This window comes from Gangjinia marincola (genome assembly GCF_039523415.1).
In the GTDB taxonomy this organism is placed as follows: domain Bacteria; phylum Bacteroidota; class Bacteroidia; order Flavobacteriales; family Flavobacteriaceae; genus Gangjinia; species Gangjinia marincola.
Genome location: NZ_BAAAFG010000016.1, coordinates 23,224 through 41,779, shown reverse-complemented (window position 1 = coordinate 41,779; position 18,556 = coordinate 23,224). Strand labels below are relative to the sequence as shown.

Sequence of the window (18,556 nt, the reverse complement as noted above, 5' to 3'; positions counted from 1 at the left end):
ATTACATTTTAAAGATGTGATAACTCTGCGAGGTTTCTTTGACAACACGTTCAGTCCGTTCTGCATGTGTATCACTTATAAATAATTGTCCTAATTGATCTGTAGTGACCAGATCTACAATCTTAGCGACGCGATGTTCATCTAATTTATCAAAAATATCGTCTAGTAGCAAAATAGGATTAACGCCGCTTTGCTCCTTAATGAAATCGTATTGTGCTAATTTCAAAGCGATTAAAAACGACTTTTGTTGCCCCTGAGAACCAAATTTTTTCACAGGATAATCGTTAATGAACATTACCAGATCATCTTTATGGACTCCTATAGAGGTATATTGCATAGCCATGTCCTTTTGCAGGTTTTGTTCAAATAAATGTTCTAGGGATTCTTCATTTAATTGACTTTTATAGGTAAGGTTAACCTCTTCAGAACCACTGCTAATAGATTCATATCGCGACTTAAAAATAGGTGTAAATTTCTTTAAAAAATGTTCACGTTTTTGATGAATCTTATTTCCTAAATCAATCATTTGGTCATTGTAAATACTCAAGGTATCCCGATCAAACGTTTTATTGGCAGCAAAGTATTTCAACAGTGAATTGCGTTGCGATAAAATTTTAGTGTAAGTGATTACTTGGTTAAGATAGTCTTTATCACTTTGCGAAATCACATTATTCAAGAACTTTCGGCGGGTATCACTGCCTTCAATAATCAGGTCACGATCTGCAGGGGAGATAATGACTAGAGGAATAAATCCCACATGATCACTTAATTTATCATATTCTTTTCCATTTCTTTTTATGATTTTTTTTTGTCCGCGTTTTGCACTTACTATAACTTTTTCATCACGTTCTTCTTTTTCAAACACCCCGTCTAACACAAAAAATTCTGTATCGTGCATGATATTTTGACCAGTAATAGGATTAAAATAACTTTTTCCAAATGCAAGGTGATAAATACTATCTAATACATTTGTTTTTCCTACGCCATTGTTACCTACAAGGCAATTAATCTTTTGGTCAAATTCAAAAGAAGTTGAAGCAAGGTTTTTATATTGAATTAAGGAGAGTCGTTTGAGAAACATAAAAAATTGAAAATCAGAAAACTGCATCAAGAAAAGTTAGATCAAATACTTCTCTTATATTTGATGCAAAGTATTGAAAAATAAGCAATATTTTCTCTTTTAAATACCAATAAAAATTTTATTTTTGCGCACCAATTAAATGATATATGGCCACGTATAAACGCAGAGGATATAAACCGAAATCGAAAAAAGAAACCGAAGAAGTAGTTGAAGAACAGTCAACAACGGCTGAAGTTTTTAGCACGCTTGATGAGTCTGCCAATAAAACTGAAGCTTTCATCGCCAAAAATCAAAACTACATTTTAGGTTTTGTAGGTTTAGTCGCTTTAGCGGTTTTAGGTTACTTAGGGTATCAAAATTTTATTCAGGAACCTAAGGAATTAGAAGCAGCAAATGAAATGGCACAGTCTCAGGATTACTTTGGAAATGCGCTTGAAGCGGCTGCGACCGAGAAAGATTCTCTTTTTAATTTAGCGCTAAATGGAGGAGAGGGGAAGTTTGGCTTCCTGGATATTACCGAGGAATATAGCGGCACTAAAGCAGCAAATTTAGCGCATTACTATGCTGGGATGTCCTTCTTGAACACTGCAAAATATCAAGAAGCAATTGATCAGCTGGATCAATTTCAAGGAGATGACCAAATTCTAGGTCCGCTAGCTCAAGGGGCCATTGGAGATGCATTCATGCAATTGGATCAACCTGAACAAGCACTGGAATATTACATTGCGGCATTAGAGATGAGGTCAAACGAATTCACCACGCCTAGGTACTTACTTAAGGCAGCGATCACAGCACTCGATTTAAAGAAAGCAGACCAGGCACTTAACTATCTAGAGCGTCTTGAAAAAGAATATCCTAATGCAGATGAAACCCGCCAGTCAGCCGTTTATTTAGGAATGGCACAGGCGATGAATAAATAATTATGGCTACTGCCAATAAAAACTTATCACAATACGATAAAGAAACAATCCCAAACGCGAAAAACTTCAAGTTTGGGATTGTTGTTTCAGAGTGGAATGAAGACATCACTCAAGGTCTTTTTCAAGGTGCATTTGATGCATTTATAGATAATGGAGTTCTTAAAGAAAATATTGTACGGTGGAATGTACCGGGCAGTTTTGAATTGATTTATGGCTGTAAGAAGTTGACCGAAAGTTTTGAAATGCTGGACGCTATCATCGCTGTAGGAAGCGTTATTCAAGGTGAAACCAAACACTTTGACTTTGTCTGCGAAGGAGTAACTCAAGGAATTAAAGACCTAAATTTACAACAAGATATCCCCGTAATATTTTGTGTACTTACAGATAATACAAAGCAACAGTCCATTGATCGTAGTGGAGGAAAGTATGGAAATAAAGGTACTGAAGCTGCTATAGCAGCCATAAAGATGGCACAGCTGCGCAAAGACGCAAAATTCTACAAAGACTAGTAGGTCATTTCAAACTATTTTCACTTGAGTATTTGCAGGATTAAGGTTCGGCATTAAACATGATTTTCATTATCTTTACATAACTAAAGAAAAAGGCGATGTTGGGTAATGTTTTTAAAACCAGGGGTAATAATAAGTTTAGTTACACTCCGCGATACTACAAAAGTGACAAAGAGGGTAGTCCATTTGAGATTGAGCACAAATTTGATCCTTACCGCAAAACGGTAAATGGTCCTCGTGGACTAAAAAACAAAGCGCAAGCAGCCTTTGAGGAACTTAAACAGCCCGCCGATCGCAGAGTCAATAAAACCATACTTTACGTTGTTCTTATTCTCGTATTCTTATTCTTGTGGCTCATCGATTTTGATTTATCCATCTTCTCTACGCCGCGATAAATGAGTGATATCATCAAGCTCTTACCAGATCACGTTGCGAATCAAATAGCAGCGGGAGAGGTTGTACAGCGTCCGTCTTCTGTCGTTAAAGAATTACTTGAAAATGCTATTGATGCAGGTGCAACTACTATTAAATTACTCATTAAAGAGGCAGGTAAAGTATTGATCCAAGTGATTGATAACGGTAAAGGTCTGAGTGAAACAGATGCCAGGATGGCGTTTGAGCGCCATGCTACCTCAAAAATTAATCAGGCTGAAGATTTGTTTAAAATACAGTCTAAAGGATTTAGAGGTGAAGCCCTTGCATCCATCGCAGCTGTGGCCCATGTGGAACTTAAGACCAAACAGGAAAACGAAGAGACGGGAACATGTATCACTATCGAAGGTAGTAAAGTAATTTCTCAAGAAGTATGTGTCACTCCTAAAGGTACTGTCCTGAGTGTAAAAAATCTTTTTTTTAATATTCCTGCCCGAAGAAACTTTTTAAAGTCTGATGCTGTTGAAACACGCCATATTATTGACGAGTTTCATAGAGTGGCGCTGGCCCATCCCGAAATTTCTTTCACCATGCTGCACAATGGGAATGAGGTATTTAGGTTGCCTGCATCCAATCAGCGACAACGTATTGTGAATGTTTTTGGGATAAAAACGAATGAAAAGCTGGTTCCCGTTGAAGAGGAGACCGATGTAGTGAAAATTAAGGGTTTTGTTGGAAAACCAGAATTTGCTAAACGAACCCGTGGCGAACAATTTTTCTTTGTCAATGACCGCTTTATAAAAAGCCCGTACCTCAATCATGCTGTTTCTGCTGCATTTGAGGGACTGCTCAATGATAAAGTGCATCCCAGGTATTTTCTATATCTCAGCGTGGATCCTCAACGAATCGACATTAATATTCATCCCACTAAAACCGAAATCAAATTTGACGATGAACACGCTCTTTACGCGATGTTGCGAAGTACAATCAAACACAGCCTAGGTCAATTTAACGTAGCTCCTGTACTTGACTTTGATCGTGATGCTGGTATGGAAGTTCCTTATCAATACAAGAATAAGCATGTTATCGCTCCCGTTATTGAGGTAGATCACACTTTTAATCCATTTGCTGAAGATAATGGTGGGGTAAAGGTTAATGTATCGTCTAAAACGTCAACAGGATTTAAACACGATAAACGTGAGCCTACCTGGGATGCCTTGTATAGCGGAATTCAAGCTGAAAAGCAAGAACAGCAAACAGAAGCTTCTACCGTAACGTTTGAGACAGAGGAGGTCAACAGTAGTATTTTTACAAAAAACACTGCACCTGCACCTGAAGCGACCGTTTTTCAATTACAACGAAAATTTATCGTTACCACCGTCAAAAACGGAATGTTAGTGATTGATCAGCATCGTGCTCACACCAGGATTTTATATGAAGAATTACTAAAAAATATTACGGTTTCTACCGGCGCAAGTCAGCAATTATTATTTCCACTTTCTTTACCTTTTTCGGGAAATGAGATAGGCTTAATTGTTGAATTGAAACCTATGTTAGAGCAAACAGGATTTCTATTTGGAGAAATAGCCAACGAGCAGGTAGAAGTAAAAGGAATTCCAACCATGTTAACCGAGGGTGAAGTGCCAATATTACTGGAGAAGTTACTTTCAGACTTTCAACAGGAGGTCCCTGATGCTGGTTTTGAACAAACTGATTTATTGGCAAGATCCTTGGCAGACAGTATGGCGGTGAGAAATGGTACATTGTTAGCACAAGAGGAACAGTTGCAGCTTGTTAATCGATTGTTTGCTTGTAAAGAAACACTCACGACCCCATCAAATAAACAAATATTTATAACGTTAACGGCAGAGCAGCTGGAGCGTAAATTTTAGAATTTTTATGGCGAGAATTACCGAAACGGTTAAAGTACTCCTAATCATCAACGTGATCTTTTTTATTGGTTCTATGACACTGGGCGACATGGCTATTAGACTATTTGCCATGTGGTTTCCAGAAAATGAAAACTTTCAAGTGTGGCAAATTCTTACTCATATGTTTATGCATGGCGGCTTTGGTCATATTTTATTTAATATGTATGGGTTATGGGCGTTTGGTAGTGCTCTAGAAATGAAATGGGGACCGCAGAGGTTTTTATTTTTTTATATAAGTGCCGGCTTAGGGGCGGTTGCTTTGCATATTGGCATCGATTATTTTCGTTATCAAAGTTTTTTCGCCACACTAGTTGATTCAGGTCTAACACCTCAAAATATTAATGAATTGCTTACCACAGGTAGAACGTCTGGTGGTTTTGATGTCTCCCAGGATGCAATAGATGGTATAGCTTCTATTTACCGATCGCCTATGTTGGGAGCTTCTGGTGCAGTGTATGGTGTTCTTGTAGGTTTTGGGATGTTGTTTCCCAATGTGGAGCTGATGCTGATCTTTTTGCCGGTACCTATTAAAGCTAAATATTTCATTCCTGGATTGTTATGCATCGACTTATTTTTCGGTATAACAGGTTCCCCACTTAATATTGCGCATTGGGCGCATTTAGGTGGAGCGTTGGTTGGGTTTTTGATGGTATGGTACTGGAAACGAAATGAGTTTAATAAAAACAGGTGGGACTAATGGATTGGAAACAAAAAGCCCGATATAAATATACTGTAGCAACAATGGCAGAGAAGCTCATTATTGCAAATGTGGTTGTTTTTGTGTTCTTTAAGGTGATCAATGTGGTTGGTTATCTGTTTCAGTTTCCAACAGAATTCATCATGGAGTGGTTTGTTTTACCTAAAGAACCCATGGAATTTATTGTTCAGCCATGGTCGATCATTACTTATGCTTTCTTACATCAAGGTTTTTTTCACCTGCTCTCTAATGTGATTGTGCTCTATTTTGCAGGCAAGATATTTCATACCTACTACAACGGTAAGCGACTTTTGAATTATTATTTTTTAGGTGCTATCGTTGGAGGATTGCTGTATTTACTTAGTTATAATTTGTTTCCAGCCTTTACTCAATTGGGTAATTCATATCTTCTAGGTGCTTCTGCCGGCGTGATGGCCGTCTTAGTAGGAATTACCACCTATGTACCAAATATGCCTGTGAGGCTTTTTATTTTTGGAAATCTTAAACTATGGTATATTACAGCGGTGTTGGTCGTATTGGATGTGATTCAAATTCCGTTAGGAAATGCAGGGGGTCATATCGCTCATTTAGGAGGTGCTTTTTTAGGATACTTTTATACCTCACAATTGCAAAAAGGAAAGGATATTGGAACAGGTTTTGAAAAGTTGGTAGATTCGGTCGTCAATTTATTTACATTTAAGAAAAAATCACCGCTCAAAACTGTTCATCGTACCCAGAAGAATTCCACCAAACGAACTTCGTCTGTTAAGAACAGTTCGGCCAGCGAGCAACAACAAAAGATTGATGCTATTTTAGATAAGATTAGTAAAAGTGGCTATGACAGCCTTTCAAAAAAAGAAAAAGATTTTTTATTTAACGCCGGTAAGGATTCGTAAGCTTTGAAGAAACTATCTTTTATCGATAAGATCATATTCTTTTTAAACAGTCTCTTTGCGGCCGCGCTATTACTTGCGTACCTGCTGCCTTTTATCCCACCAACTACTTTTCCGGCGCTGGCGATTTTGAGCTTAGGAGTTCCCTTTTTAATCATTATCAATATTTTTTTCTTATTGTTTTGGGCAATTCGGTTTAAAAAACAATTACTACTTTCTTTAATCGTATTACTTTTCGGCTTAAATCATTTAACTTCTTTGTATCAATATGCCGAAGAGGAGTCGCAAACGGCGGATTCGATTAGTGTAATGAGTTTTAACGTTCGAAACTTTAACCGGTATGAATGGATGAAAACCGTAAATGTTTCGAATAGAATTGCGGCATTTATTGCTGCAGAATCTCCTGATATTCTATGCGTGCAAGAGTATTATGATCAAGGTAATGAACGATTTAAGGATTTCTCTTATGCCTATATCGAACCAAGACTTAAAGAAGGAAAAACAGGGCAGGCTATTTTTTCAAAATACCCAATTGTTAGTAAAGGTTCGCTTGACTTTGAAGGAAGTATGAATAATGCGATTTATGCAGATGTGGTCATCAAAAAGGATACATTACGTATTTTTAATGTACATTTAGAATCATTGAAAATTAATCCCCGTGTAAGTGATTTACAGCAGGAAGAGCAGCGTGATATTTTACTAACTAGAATGTCCAACGCTTTTAAATTACAACAGGGCCAAACTAAAAAATTAACTTCTGCTTTAGAGGCGGTTTCCCACCGAAAGGTTGTGTGTGTTGATTTGAACAATACTGCTTATTCTTATGTTTATCGGCAATTGAGCAACACCGGGCTAAAGGATGCATTCAAAGAAGCGGGAACGGGCTTAGGCAGAACATTTAATTTTGACTTTATCCCATTGCGGATTGATATGATCTTTGTAGATGAGGAAATTTCTATTTCAGGATTTTCTAATTATGATATTGAACTATCAGATCATTTTCCTGTTTCTACCCGCATTCGTTTATAAGCTATTACCCACCTGGTACAAATATCTCAAACTGGCCGGCCCTTCATTAAAAAGCAAATCCAAAATAGATAGATTAGGAATAAAGCCGTGCTTATCATCAAATACCTGAGTATACTTAGGAAAATTAGCGTGCAATGTTGCCTTAGCATTTACTAAATAACGAAAATCGTCCTGATCGTCAAGATAAATTTTATATGAGTTTGTGAAGTTTATGGCGGGAAATAATTCTAAGGAATCTAAAACCACTTTAGTACAAGTTACGTTAAACTCATAAAGCGATTTTATCGATGCTGATAATGTAGACTGGATGTTATCGTAGTAAAATTCAAAAAAAGGAGAAGATTGATATGCGCTTTCAATGGATTTTAAATGAAGGCTTCGCCAGTTTTCATTGGGATCAATCTCAACGTGTTTATAGACTTTCTTTTCGCCCTTCTTTGGATGAAGGATGGGAATGTTAAGCAGTAACTTTCCGTTAGCACCATAAATGTATTGACGATTACGATAGGTCTGCTTTTGATAGTTGTCTTCTCGTTCAAAAAAGATTTCGGCATTATCATCACCATCCATACAAGTCTTTGCGATCACGGCGTATTGTGCTATGCTTCCAAAATAGCAGAGGTGGAGAAGTGGCTTCATAACCCTTATTCTTCAGCAGTTTTCTTTTTCCGCTTTCTAAAAGAGCTGTAGCCAATATAAATAACCAGAGCGATAAGGAAATAATAGAGGTATGAAACCGGTTCGCCGCTACCGCTCACCGTCGTAAAGAGACGTTCCCAACGTATCTTATCTACCAGCTTAGAGGCATTGCTATCCCAGGACATCCAGATAAATACAGGTTTCCCTACCACATGATTATAGGGAACGTAGCCATATTCACGACTATCTGCACTGTTGTGCCTGTTATCTCCCATCATCCAGTAATAATCCTGTTTAAAGGTGTATTGTGTAATAGGTTGACCATTCATAAGTACCTGGTCACCTTGGATTGTAATTTCTTGAGGTGTACCCATTTCTTTACCATCATAGTATTCAATAATGTGGGCATATAGAGGAATGGTAGACGTATCGATTTTGACTGTTTTTCCTTTTTGTGGAATGTAAATAGGACCGTAGTGATCCAGGTTCCATTTTTGTGTGCCTTTTTTAGGAAAAAGACCAATGTTACGTTTTCCTTTAGGAGCTTCAATGCGCTTAATCCATTCTACATTGGGGTGATATTTAAATTTAGCGATAATATCTTCAGACAATGCCTGAAATTGATACTGGCGCTGTTCTTTATTATACCACATGATGGGATCGGTAATAGTATAACGTTGGATTAGGTCATTCAGATCAAAGCCTTGACCTTTTCCCTGTACGATATATGAATATTGAGGTTTTGCCCGATCTGGTAATTGTAGTGAGTCACCATTGATAAAAATTTTCCCACCAATAATTTCCAGGGAATCTCCAGGGAGACCAACAGCACGTTTTACATAATTAGATTTTTTATCAATTGGCTTATCGTAATACTTCCCGTCATCTAAACCATAAAAACGATTTACGGTATCTACAGGCCAGTTGAAAACAACAATATCATTTTGTCGAATATCTGTAAATCCTGGAAATCTAAAGTAAGGTACTTGCGGCCATTTTACGTAGGACTTTGTTTTTAAAATTGGGATAGTATCATGAACCATGGGTGCCGCAATGGCTGTCATGGGTAAACGTGCGCCGTAGTGAAACTTACTTACAAATAAGAAATCACCTACCAACAATGTTTTTTCTAGAGACGAAGTTGGAATAGTGAAAGGTCGCATCACATACGTATGAACCAGGGTGGCAGCGATGATCGCAAATAAAATAGAGCTTACCCATTCTCCTACTCCCGATCTTGGTTTTAGACTTCTGTCTTTAATGTAGGTTACATCCAATACATAATTCACATAAAAGATATAGAATCCCAGCGTTACAATAACCAGGATGGTGTCTAGCCGTGAATTGCGCCCAAAGCTGCGAATAGTTTCTACCCACACCACCATAAACATGATAAGGTTTACAATTGGTATAAAGAGAAGAATTACCCACCACACCGGGCGATTAATGATCTTCATTAAAACAACAGCATTATAGAAGGGAACGGCAGCTTCCCAGGCTTGTCTACCTGCCTTTTGATATAATTTCCAGGTTGCAGCAAAATGAATTACTTGCACTAAAAGGAAAAATATAATCCACTCGGTAATTGTCATAATTGTCTTTTTATACTAGTCTTCTTCTCGCCCATAAGGTTACGCAAAAGAAGTAATTTATTTTTAGAGTCCAAGCACATCTTTCATGCTATAGACTCCTTTTTTATGTTGCAGCCATTCTGCTGCGATGACTGCTCCTAAGGCAAATCCATCTCTGTTCAGGGCTTTGTGTTCAATCTGTATCTCATCAACTGTTGAGCTATAGGTTAAACGATGTGTCCCGGGAACATCTTCAATTCGCTTTGCGATGATGGGTATTTTAGTAGTATCTCCAAATTCATTTAATTCCCAATCTGTATGGTTGGATATTTCAATCACCTGTTCTGCTAAACTAATGGCAGTACCGCTGGGAGCATCCAATTTTTTGGTATGATGAATTTCTTCCATCTCCAGGCTATATTCTTTAAACCGTTGCATCAACTTAGCTAGCTGTTTATTGAGTTCAAAGAAAAGATTTACACCCAAACTAAAATTAGAAGCGTAGATAAATGCAGCGTCATATTGCTTGCATATGGCTATAGCTTGGTCATAGTTCTCCAACCAACCTGTAGTGCCGCTAACTACTGGAGTGTTGGCTTCGAAACAGCGTGTTATATTTTGGAATGCAGCACCAGGTAGACTAAACTCAATGGCGATATCTGCTTGCTCTAAATCTTTTACGACAATCGGGGAGGATGCTTTTAAAACAATGTGGTGACCACGATCTATTGCCAGCCGTTCAATTGTTTTTCCCATTCTACCGTATCCAAGTAAGGCGATATTCATGCTTAAAAATTATATTGTAGTGCTATACCATACGTACCTAGTCCTGTGAACTGATCATACCTTAAATCGGGATTGATGGTGAGTTGATCGCTGACATTAAATTGTTGTAAATGGGCATCTACATTAGCATCTACAATATTTAAAATATATGCTGCAACAGTTAACAATGTCCAGACATCTCGCGTTCGCTGGGTGTTCTGTTGTAAATCGATCAGGTTGTCATCTGTTAGAATATCGGCGAATTCGTCGTCATCAAAACCGTTCAACCTTCTGCGGTAGGCATCTCTAAAACGATTGTATTCTCCATCGTAAAAATCTCTCACCACAAAAGTAGTTACCAGCGCGCCATATACTAGCGGAATTTTCCAATAACGACCGTTATAGGCTTGCCCCAGACCCGGAACAACCGCAGAATAAAATGCGGCCTTCGCTGGAGCTAATGGATCGTAAGCTTTAACACGTTTCGCTTTTCTGAGCTGTTTTTTGAGTAGACGAATACTATCCTCATTTTTTACCTGAAGACTATCCTGTTGAGCGATAATCCCTGAAACAGAACACATAAAAATTGTAAAGAGAAGAATATACCGAAAATTAGGCACCGTCTATCATTTTTTTAATGCGTTTAAAATCTTCTTCAGAAGAAAACGGAATGGTAATTTTCCCTCTCCCATCGCTAAATGATTTGATATCTACTTTTGCACCAAAATGCGACTTGAAGAGGTCAATATTTTCTATGATATAATCGGGTAGAGACTCTCTATCGTTTGCAGTAGATGAAGAAGACTTTTTAGAGGTGGTCATGTTGCGCACTAGAGCTTCAGTATCTCTAACGCTTAAAGATTTTTCGATCACCTCCTCATACGCCTCAATTTGTTTAGCAGGGTCTTCAATGGTGATCAAAGTTCTTCCATGCCCCATACTGATAAAACCGTCTCTCATCCCGGTTTGAATAATGGGGTCTAATTTTAACAGACGCAAATAATTTGAGATGGTAGAGCGTTTTTTACCCACACGATCACTTAATTGTTCCTGGGTTAAGTTAATCTCGTCAATAAGGCGTTGGTAGGATAAAGAAATTTCAATAGGATCAAGATCCTGGCGTTGAATATTTTCAACCAGGGCCATCTCCAGCGATTCCTGGTCATTTGCAATTCTGATATAGGCAGGAATGCGGTCAAGACTAATCAATTTAGATGCTCTATACCTTCGCTCTCCAGAAACCAATTGATAGGAGTTAAAGCCTAGCTTTCTTACGGTAATGGGCTGGATTACTCCCAGTTCTTTGATAGAAGTTGCCAATTCTTGAAGTGCCTCTTCATTGAAACTGGTTCTGGGCTGAAAGGGATTTACCTCTATAGAATCAAGCTCTAGTTCTACTATATTGCCAACGACCTTATCTGCATTTTTGTCTTGTGCTGTGGTGATATCGTTTTCGGGGTCTTTCAGTAAAGCTGAAAGTCCGCGTCCTAAGGCTTGTTTTTTTGTCGCTTTTGCCATGTGTCTTGCGTGGTGATCGGTAATTTTTATTCAGAAGAAAACAATACTAAGGTTGGCATTACTGCACCAAAGCTTCATTCTTTGCAATGATTTCTCTAGCCAAACTTAAGTAATTTGAAGCACCTTTACTACCTGCGTCGTAATTTATAATGCTTTCTCCATAACTAGGGGCTTCACTTAAACGCACATTACGTTGAATAATTGTTTTAAACACCATTTGATCAAAGTGCTTTTGAACCTCCTCTACCACCTGATTAGAAAGTCGTAGTCTGGAATCGTACATGGTGAGCAGCAGACCTTCAATATCCAGATTGGGATTATGGATTTTTTGTACGCTTTTTACCGTATTAAGTAATTTGCCTAATCCTTCAAGCGCAAAATACTCACATTGGATGGGAATCATTACCGCATCTGCCGCAGTTAGTGCATTGAGTGTCAAAAGACCTAAAGAAGGTGCACAATCTATCAGAATGAAATCGTAGTCATTTTTAATAGGAGCAAGGGCCTTTTTAAGCATATATTCCCGCTCATCTTTATCGACTAATTCAATTTCTATCGCAACCAAATCGATATGGGCAGGAATGATATCTAAATTAGGAGAATCTGTTGGGATGATGACCTTTTTTGCCGAAGCTGTATGTTCCAGCAATTGGTAGGTCCCACTTTTAATCTCTTCAATATCAATACCTAAACCACTGGAGGCATTTGCCTGTGGATCTGCATCAATAAGCAAGACTTTTTTTTCAAGCACGCCTAAAGAGGCGGCCAAATTGACTGAAGTCGTAGTTTTACCTACTCCGCCTTTTTGATTCGCTATAGCGATAATCTTCCCCATAATTCCTATTCGTATTCGGTGTAAAAATACAACATAATTGATCAACCTAAAACCGGAGTTGTTAACAGGGTAAATGAGAATTATATGATCTTATATTTTAAGAAAATTAAAATTTCCTTTTACTGTTACTTTTTTTGAAAACGTATCATGGCCTCCAATTGATCCCACATTTCCTGCGGAATAGCTTCCAAAAGGTTGAACTGTCCTGCTCCCTGTAGCCATTCTCCACCATCAATGGTAATTACTTCTCCATTCACGTAAGCCGAAAAATCGCTCATCAAATAGGCGCATAGGTTTGCCAATTCCTGATGCTCGCCCACACGTTTAAGGGGTACTTTTTTTGCCAGATCAAATTTGTCTTTCAAGTCACCCGGAAGCAATCTATCCCAAGCTCCTTTGGTAGGAAAAGGTCCCGGAGCAACGGCATTAAAACGCATCCCGTATTTTGCCCATTCTACCGCTAAAGATCGTGTCATCGCTAATACGCCGGCCTTGGCGGTAGCACTTGGTACCACAAAAGCTGAACCTGTCCAGGCGTAGGTTGTTACCACATTGAGTACGGTTTTGTTTTTTTCACCTTGATCGATCCAATGCTTTCCAAAAGATAAGGTACAATTTTTTGTTCCTTTAAGAACGATATCAATAATCACGTCGAAGGCATTGGCTGATAGTCTCTCTGTGGGAGAGATAAAGTTTCCCGCAGCATTATTTACAAGACCATCGACTGTTCCAAATTCTTTCATCACAGCCTCTCGCATCGCATCAACCTGATCGATATGACGCACGTCACATTGCACCGGGAAACAGGCACTGCCCGTCTCATCACTTAATTCTTTTGCGGTGTTTTTAAGTTTATCCAGATTTCTGGAAGAGATGGCCACGTCTGCGCCCAATTCCAGAAAATAACGCGTCATGGCTTTACCTAAGCCGCTCCCGCCGCCGGTGACCACAATAGTTTTTCCTTTAAGTGCATCATCGCGCAGCATTTTATCAGTGTATTTCATGTATGGTTGTATTTGTTAGGTAATATAGTGTTTTATCAATTATATTAAAAGTAGGTCTCTTTGAGCCTAATCTTAAGAATGCAAGTTTGACTTTGTTGTTTAGACAAAAAGATTCTATACCAGAATTTGGAAAACTATTGATACCTACAAGGTTTTGAAGACCTGGCAGGATACTATTTATTGAATCACGAACTCACGAACTCATAAACTCACCTCACTCCTCATCAATCAAAATCTCCAACAATTGAATCGCTGCTTCACTTATTTTGGTACCGGGTCCAAAGACGGCTACTGCGCCTGCATCAAACAGATGTTGGTAATCTTGTGCAGGAATAACCCCTCCAACAATGACCATAATATCTTCGCGGTCGTGTTTTTTTAATGCTTCGATTACGTGAGGAACTAAAGTTTTATGACCGCCTGCAAGAGAAGAGACCCCTAAAATATGCACGTCATTTTCTACGGCTTGTTTAGCTGCTTCTTGGGGAGTTTGGAACAACGGACCAATATCTACGTCAAAGCCTACATCTGCATAACTGGTAGCAACTACTTTGGCACCACGATCATGCCCGTCTTGCCCCATTTTAGCTACCATAATTCTGGGTCTACGGCCTTCTTTTTCAGCAAAATAGTCCGCTAACTCTTGCGCTTTTTTAAAGGAGCTGTCATTTTTAATTTCTTTGCTATACACGCCACTAAAGGATTTAATTTGTGCTTTATATCGACCAAAGGCTTCTTCAAGCGCATCGCTTATCTCCCCTAAGGTAGCTCTTTCTTTCGCTGCATTTACTGCTAACATCAGTAAATTGTCATCGTCATTCCCGCGAATGCGGGAATCTTTTCCTCCTGAACTCGTTTTTTCATCCATCTTCTCCCTCGCCGCATTGGTTAAAGCACTAAGGGCTTTCTCAACAGCGACATTGTCTCGCTCTCTTTTTGTGCGCTCCAGACGATCGATTTGTTGTTTTCTAACGGTATCGTTATCCACCTCAAGCGTGACGATGGGATCTTCTTTTTCAAGGCGGTATTTGTTTACCCCTACAATAATATCTTGGCTGCTATCGATACGCGCTTGTTTACGGGTAGCTGCTTCTTCTATTCTTAATTTAGGGATTCCTGCTTCAATGGCTTTGGTCATTCCACCTAATTCTTCAACCTCTTCAATCAATTTCCAGGCTTTCTCAGCGATATCATGTGTAAGTTTCTCCACATAGTAACTTCCTGCCCACGGATCTACCGTTTTAGTAATCATGGTTTCATGCTGCAAATACAGCTGAGTATTTCTTGCGATACGTGCCGAAAAATCTGTGGGTAAGGCAATAGCTTCATCTAGGGCATTGGTGTGCAAACTCTGCGTACCACCAAAGGCCGCTGCAGTAGCTTCAATACAGGTACGCGCCACGTTATTAAACGGGTCTTGTTCTGTAAGGCTCCAACCACTGGTTTGGCAATGTGTCCGCAGTGCCAGAGATTTTGGATTTTTTGGATTGAACTGTTTGACCAGTTTTGCCCAAAGCATTCTAGCGGCCCGCATTTTAGCGATTTCCATAAAATGATTCATGCCTATCGCCCAAAAGAAAGAAAGTCGGGGCGCAAAATCATCAATATCCATCCCGGTATCTAAACCTTTTCTAATATATTCCAATCCATCGGCTAAGGTGTATGCCAGCTCAATATCGCAGGTAGCACCCGCCTCTTGCATATGATATCCTGAAATACTTATGCTATTAAACTTAGGCATGTTCTTAGACGTATATTCAAAGATATCTGCAATGATCTTCATTGACGGAGTAGGAGGGTAGATGTATGTATTTCGCACCATAAACTCCTTTAAAATATCGTTTTGAATGGTGCCACTTAATGCACTTATGTTTACTCCTTGTTCTTGTGCTGCTACGATGTAAAATGCCATGATGGGAAGCACTGCGCCATTCATCGTCATTGAAACCGACATCTTATCCAGCGGAATCTGATCAAACAGCAGTTTCATATCCTCTACCGTATCAATCGCTACCCCGGCTTTCCCCACATCACCCACCACACGTTCATGATCACTGTCATAACCACGATGTGTGGCTAAATCAAAAGCAACCGATAAGCCTTTTTGTCCTGCGGCAAGGTTTCTGCGGTAGAAGGCGTTACTTTCTTCGGCTGTTGAAAATCCTGCATATTGTCTAATCGTCCAGGGTCTGCGCACATACATGGTGGAGTAGGGCCCTCTAAGATTTGGGGCTATTCCCGCGGCAAAGTTGAGGTGCTCCAGATCTGCCATATCTTCTTGTGAATAGTACGGTTTCACCGGAATATCCTCTGCAGTGAGAAAAATCTCCTTTTCGGAAAGCGCCGAAGCTTCTTCTTTAGGTTGATCTGTTAGCTGAATATGTTGAATATCTTTTCGCATATGATTGACTATGAGCTAGGCTGAAGTCTCAGCATTTAATCGCTCCTGTTCGAGTTTTTCGGCTAAGCGACGTTGAATGATGGGTTCAATTAAAGTTTTTCTTGATTTTGAGGTCAAAAAGGGATGCTTTTCTATTTTCTGATGCATTTGATCTTCTTTGTTCTCAAATTTATTGGTTCCCACCAGCACTTTTTCCTGCTGGTCAAACGCTTTTTGTTCTTTACTTGCCTGTTCCTTAATTTTTCGCTGGATGACACCTTCTGCCAACTGTTTTAAGAAACCACCACCTTGTTCGATCTGCTTAAAAATGTCTAATGCATTTTCTGAAAGTTGGTGTGTGAGTGTTTCTATGTAATATGCTCCATCTGCCGGATTTTCGACTGCGTTAAAATAGCTCTCATGTTTTAGAATAAGCAATTGATTGCGGGCAATACGGTCTCCAAATTCATTGGGTTCATGATACATATTATCATAAGGTCTGTTACATAAAACATCTGCACCCCCTAAAACGGCGCTCATGCACTCTGTGGTGGTACGCAGCATATTGGTGTTGTAGTCGTATAATGTTTTATTGCGTTTGCCCGGTGCGGCGATGATGTTAAGGCTTAGCGCAATACCGTATTCTTTTGAAAGGGTGTTAAGTAATAAACGAATTGCTTTGTGCTTTGCTATTTCAAAAAAGTAATTACCACCGATAGCTGTTTTAACCACTAGCTTGAGCGATTTGAATTCTTTCTTATGTTGCTCAAATACATTAAAATATTCATTGGTGTGAGCCAATAAATAGGCTAATTGTTGGGTAATGGTTGCCCCAGCCTCATGATACCCACGAAAATCAACTTCTAGCGTGGCGTAATCGTGCTGCAAATGTTCAACTAAAGCATTAAAATCTTCTGCTTGATTGTTAAACCAGTTCCCGCTATAGGCAAGTTGAGCTATAGGATCAAAACTAATGCTTAGATGTTGATGTAGGTTATTTTTCAGCGCTTCATGGAGATTTTTTGGATCAGTTTTGACGGTGATGTGTACCGGAAAATCTTCCGGGAGTTTTTTTAGAAGTCTAGTTATTTCAGCACAATCTTCGGTGAACCTTAGGGTATAATGCTCAGTTCCCTTCGCCGATGGATCTGTATCTTTTTCGGCGAGAGCCTGCGCAGATATTTCTTCAGAAATCAACCAATTCGTCGGACTTTTAATCTGGTGGGTAACCCCATCTGTATCTTTATGATAAAAAGGTTTGATGTCAATTCCTTCCGCCGTAGGCGTGATTACTTCTTCGTACGAAGCTCCTTTGAGGTCTGCCTGTATTTTTTGTTTCCACTGCTTGGCAGAAACCGGGTCAAATTCATGAAATAATTCTTGACTCATTTATTTACGTTGTTTTAGGCTATCCTCGTATTCAATAATATAAATATCTTCATTTTCTCGCTTCATGTAGTATTCCTCACGCGCGAAACGCTCTAAACCGACAGAATCTTCTAATCGTTCCAAGGTTTTCTCGTCTTTTGAGATTTCATTGAGGTAGTACAGTTTATTTTTATTAAGGTCGTCTATCTCACTATTGAGTTCGTGGTGGATAAACCAATTATTGCTATCTAAAAAAAACATCCAAGTACCAAAAATGATGAGCATAAGTATGTATTTGTTACTTATCACTTTGAACCATTTTTTCTGCCGAAGTTCTTTTAGCTTCATGATGTCCTAAAGATACAGGTTTAGACTAAACGTTCGTTGATGATTGTCTTCACGATATCAACAGCTACATTGTTATATTTATTATTTGGGATGATAATATCGGCAAACTCCTTTGTAGGCTCAATAAACTGTTGATGCATAGGTTTTAAAGTAGATTGATAGCGGTTTAGCACTTCATCCAGGTCTCTGCCTCGTTCTGCAATATCCCGTTTTAACCGTCTAATAAGACGTTCGTCACTGTCTGTGTGAACAAATATTTTAATATCAAAGAGTTTGCGAAGTTCAGGATTGGTGAGGATAAGAATACCTTCAATAATAATTACTTTTTTAGGGTGAGTGGTTACTGTTTCTCCTGTTCTATTGTGAAGTGCAAAACTATATACCGGTTGCTCTATGGGTTTTCCTTGGCGTAAGGTTTGAAGGTGTAGGGTCAATAGATCAAAATCAATGGACTTTGGGTGGTCAAAGTTAATCTTCGTCCGCTCTTCATAGGACAATTCACTCGTGTCCTTATAATAGGAGTCTTGAGAGATAACCGTGACTTCATCGTGATCAAGTTCCTTAATGATTTGATTTACAACGGTTGTTTTTCCGCAACCGGTTCCCCCTGCGATTCCTATGATAAGCATAGCTTCTATTTTGCTTCAAAGGTACGTATTGGGAAGTGTTTAAACCAAATGTTCGTGGTTAAGGAGA

19 protein-coding genes are annotated in these 18,556 nt (G+C 39.0%); 7 read left to right on the top strand and 12 right to left on the bottom strand.

Translation table 11 applies throughout. From position 1 onward, the window contains the following. Position 1: 1 nt before the first annotated feature. Positions 2-1,081: a DNA replication/repair protein RecF gene (gene recF / locus ABD000_RS11065; protein ID WP_343768870.1), complete on the bottom strand. Its 1,080-nt coding sequence runs from the start codon at positions 1,079-1,081 to the stop codon at positions 2-4. Positions 1,082-1,227: 146 nt separating this feature from the next. Between recF and ABD000_RS11060 the strand changes: the two genes are divergently transcribed. The 7 genes from ABD000_RS11060 (at position 1,228) to ABD000_RS11030 (ending at position 7,432) form a co-directional block, all read left to right on the top strand. Then, positions 1,228-2,001 (top strand): tetratricopeptide repeat protein, encoded by a 774-nt coding sequence (locus ABD000_RS11060; protein ID WP_343767418.1) that lies wholly within the window; start codon positions 1,228-1,230, stop codon positions 1,999-2,001. A 2-nt stretch (positions 2,002-2,003) separates the two neighbouring features. Then, entirely contained in the window at positions 2,004-2,510 is a 507-nt protein-coding gene (gene ribH, locus ABD000_RS11055) for a 6,7-dimethyl-8-ribityllumazine synthase (protein ID WP_343767416.1), read from the top strand. A 98-nt stretch (positions 2,511-2,608) separates the two neighbouring features. Further along, on the top strand, positions 2,609-2,905 hold the full coding sequence (locus tag ABD000_RS11050; protein ID WP_343767414.1) for a riboflavin synthase subunit beta: 297 nt from the start codon (positions 2,609-2,611) through the stop codon (positions 2,903-2,905). Then, entirely contained in the window at positions 2,906-4,774 is a 1,869-nt protein-coding gene (gene mutL, locus ABD000_RS11045) for a DNA mismatch repair endonuclease MutL (RefSeq protein ID WP_343767411.1), read from the top strand. 7 nt (positions 4,775-4,781) lie between these two features. Next, positions 4,782-5,510: a rhomboid family intramembrane serine protease gene (locus ABD000_RS11040; protein ID WP_343767409.1), complete on the top strand. Its 729-nt coding sequence runs from the start codon at positions 4,782-4,784 to the stop codon at positions 5,508-5,510. Continuing rightward, complete coding sequence (locus tag ABD000_RS11035) at positions 5,510-6,406, top strand: rhomboid family intramembrane serine protease (RefSeq protein ID WP_343767407.1); 897 nt, start codon at positions 5,510-5,512, stop codon at positions 6,404-6,406. The genes ABD000_RS11040 and ABD000_RS11035 overlap by 1 nt, the downstream gene beginning before the upstream one ends. Before the next feature lie 3 nt (positions 6,407-6,409). Beyond that, positions 6,410-7,432 (top strand): endonuclease/exonuclease/phosphatase family protein, encoded by a 1,023-nt coding sequence (locus ABD000_RS11030; protein WP_343767405.1) that lies wholly within the window; start codon positions 6,410-6,412, stop codon positions 7,430-7,432. Here the strand turns inward: ABD000_RS11030 and ABD000_RS11025 are convergent. From ABD000_RS11025 to udk, 11 genes are all read right to left on the bottom strand, one after another. Next, a complete protein-coding gene (locus ABD000_RS11025; protein ID WP_343767403.1) occupies positions 7,427-8,071 on the bottom strand; it encodes a WbqC family protein in 645 nt (214 codons plus the stop codon). The two genes, ABD000_RS11030 and ABD000_RS11025, sit on opposite strands and share 6 nt — an antisense overlap. Positions 8,072-8,076: 5 nt before the next feature. Beyond that, entirely contained in the window at positions 8,077-9,663 is a 1,587-nt protein-coding gene (gene lepB / locus ABD000_RS11020; protein ID WP_343767401.1) for a signal peptidase I, read from the bottom strand. Positions 9,664-9,726: 63 nt separating this feature from the next. Next, on the bottom strand, positions 9,727-10,428 hold the full coding sequence (dapB, locus tag ABD000_RS11015) for a 4-hydroxy-tetrahydrodipicolinate reductase (RefSeq protein WP_343767399.1): 702 nt from the start codon (positions 10,426-10,428) through the stop codon (positions 9,727-9,729). A 2-nt stretch (positions 10,429-10,430) separates the two neighbouring features. Further along, positions 10,431-10,988, bottom strand: a complete 558-nt coding sequence (locus tag ABD000_RS11010; protein ID WP_343767397.1) for a DUF5683 domain-containing protein — start codon at positions 10,986-10,988, stop codon at positions 10,431-10,433. A 31-nt stretch (positions 10,989-11,019) separates the two neighbouring features. Further along, positions 11,020-11,925, bottom strand: a complete 906-nt coding sequence (locus ABD000_RS11005; protein WP_343767396.1) for a ParB/RepB/Spo0J family partition protein — start codon at positions 11,923-11,925, stop codon at positions 11,020-11,022. Between the two features lie 58 nt (positions 11,926-11,983). Continuing rightward, entirely contained in the window at positions 11,984-12,760 is a 777-nt protein-coding gene (locus ABD000_RS11000; RefSeq protein ID WP_343767394.1) for a ParA family protein, read from the bottom strand. Positions 12,761-12,885: 125 nt separating this feature from the next. After that, entirely contained in the window at positions 12,886-13,764 is an 879-nt protein-coding gene (locus ABD000_RS10995) for an SDR family oxidoreductase (protein ID WP_343767392.1), read from the bottom strand. A 214-nt stretch (positions 13,765-13,978) separates the two neighbouring features. After that, positions 13,979-16,165 carry a methylmalonyl-CoA mutase gene (scpA, locus tag ABD000_RS10990; protein ID WP_343767390.1) on the bottom strand — a complete coding sequence of 729 codons (2,187 nt, stop codon included), beginning with the start codon at positions 16,163-16,165 and terminating at the stop codon, positions 13,979-13,981. A 15-nt stretch (positions 16,166-16,180) separates the two neighbouring features. Then, a complete protein-coding gene (locus ABD000_RS10985; protein WP_343767388.1) occupies positions 16,181-17,533 on the bottom strand; it encodes a methylmalonyl-CoA mutase subunit beta in 1,353 nt (450 codons plus the stop codon). After that, positions 17,534-17,860, bottom strand: a complete 327-nt coding sequence (locus ABD000_RS10980; RefSeq protein ID WP_343767386.1) for an FtsB family cell division protein — start codon at positions 17,858-17,860, stop codon at positions 17,534-17,536. Between the two features lie 20 nt (positions 17,861-17,880). Further along, the gene (gene udk, locus ABD000_RS10975; protein ID WP_343767384.1) at positions 17,881-18,489 is read right to left on the bottom strand and encodes a uridine kinase; all 609 of its coding nucleotides are present in this window, start codon (positions 18,487-18,489) and stop codon (positions 17,881-17,883) included. Positions 18,490-18,556 lie beyond the last annotated feature (67 nt).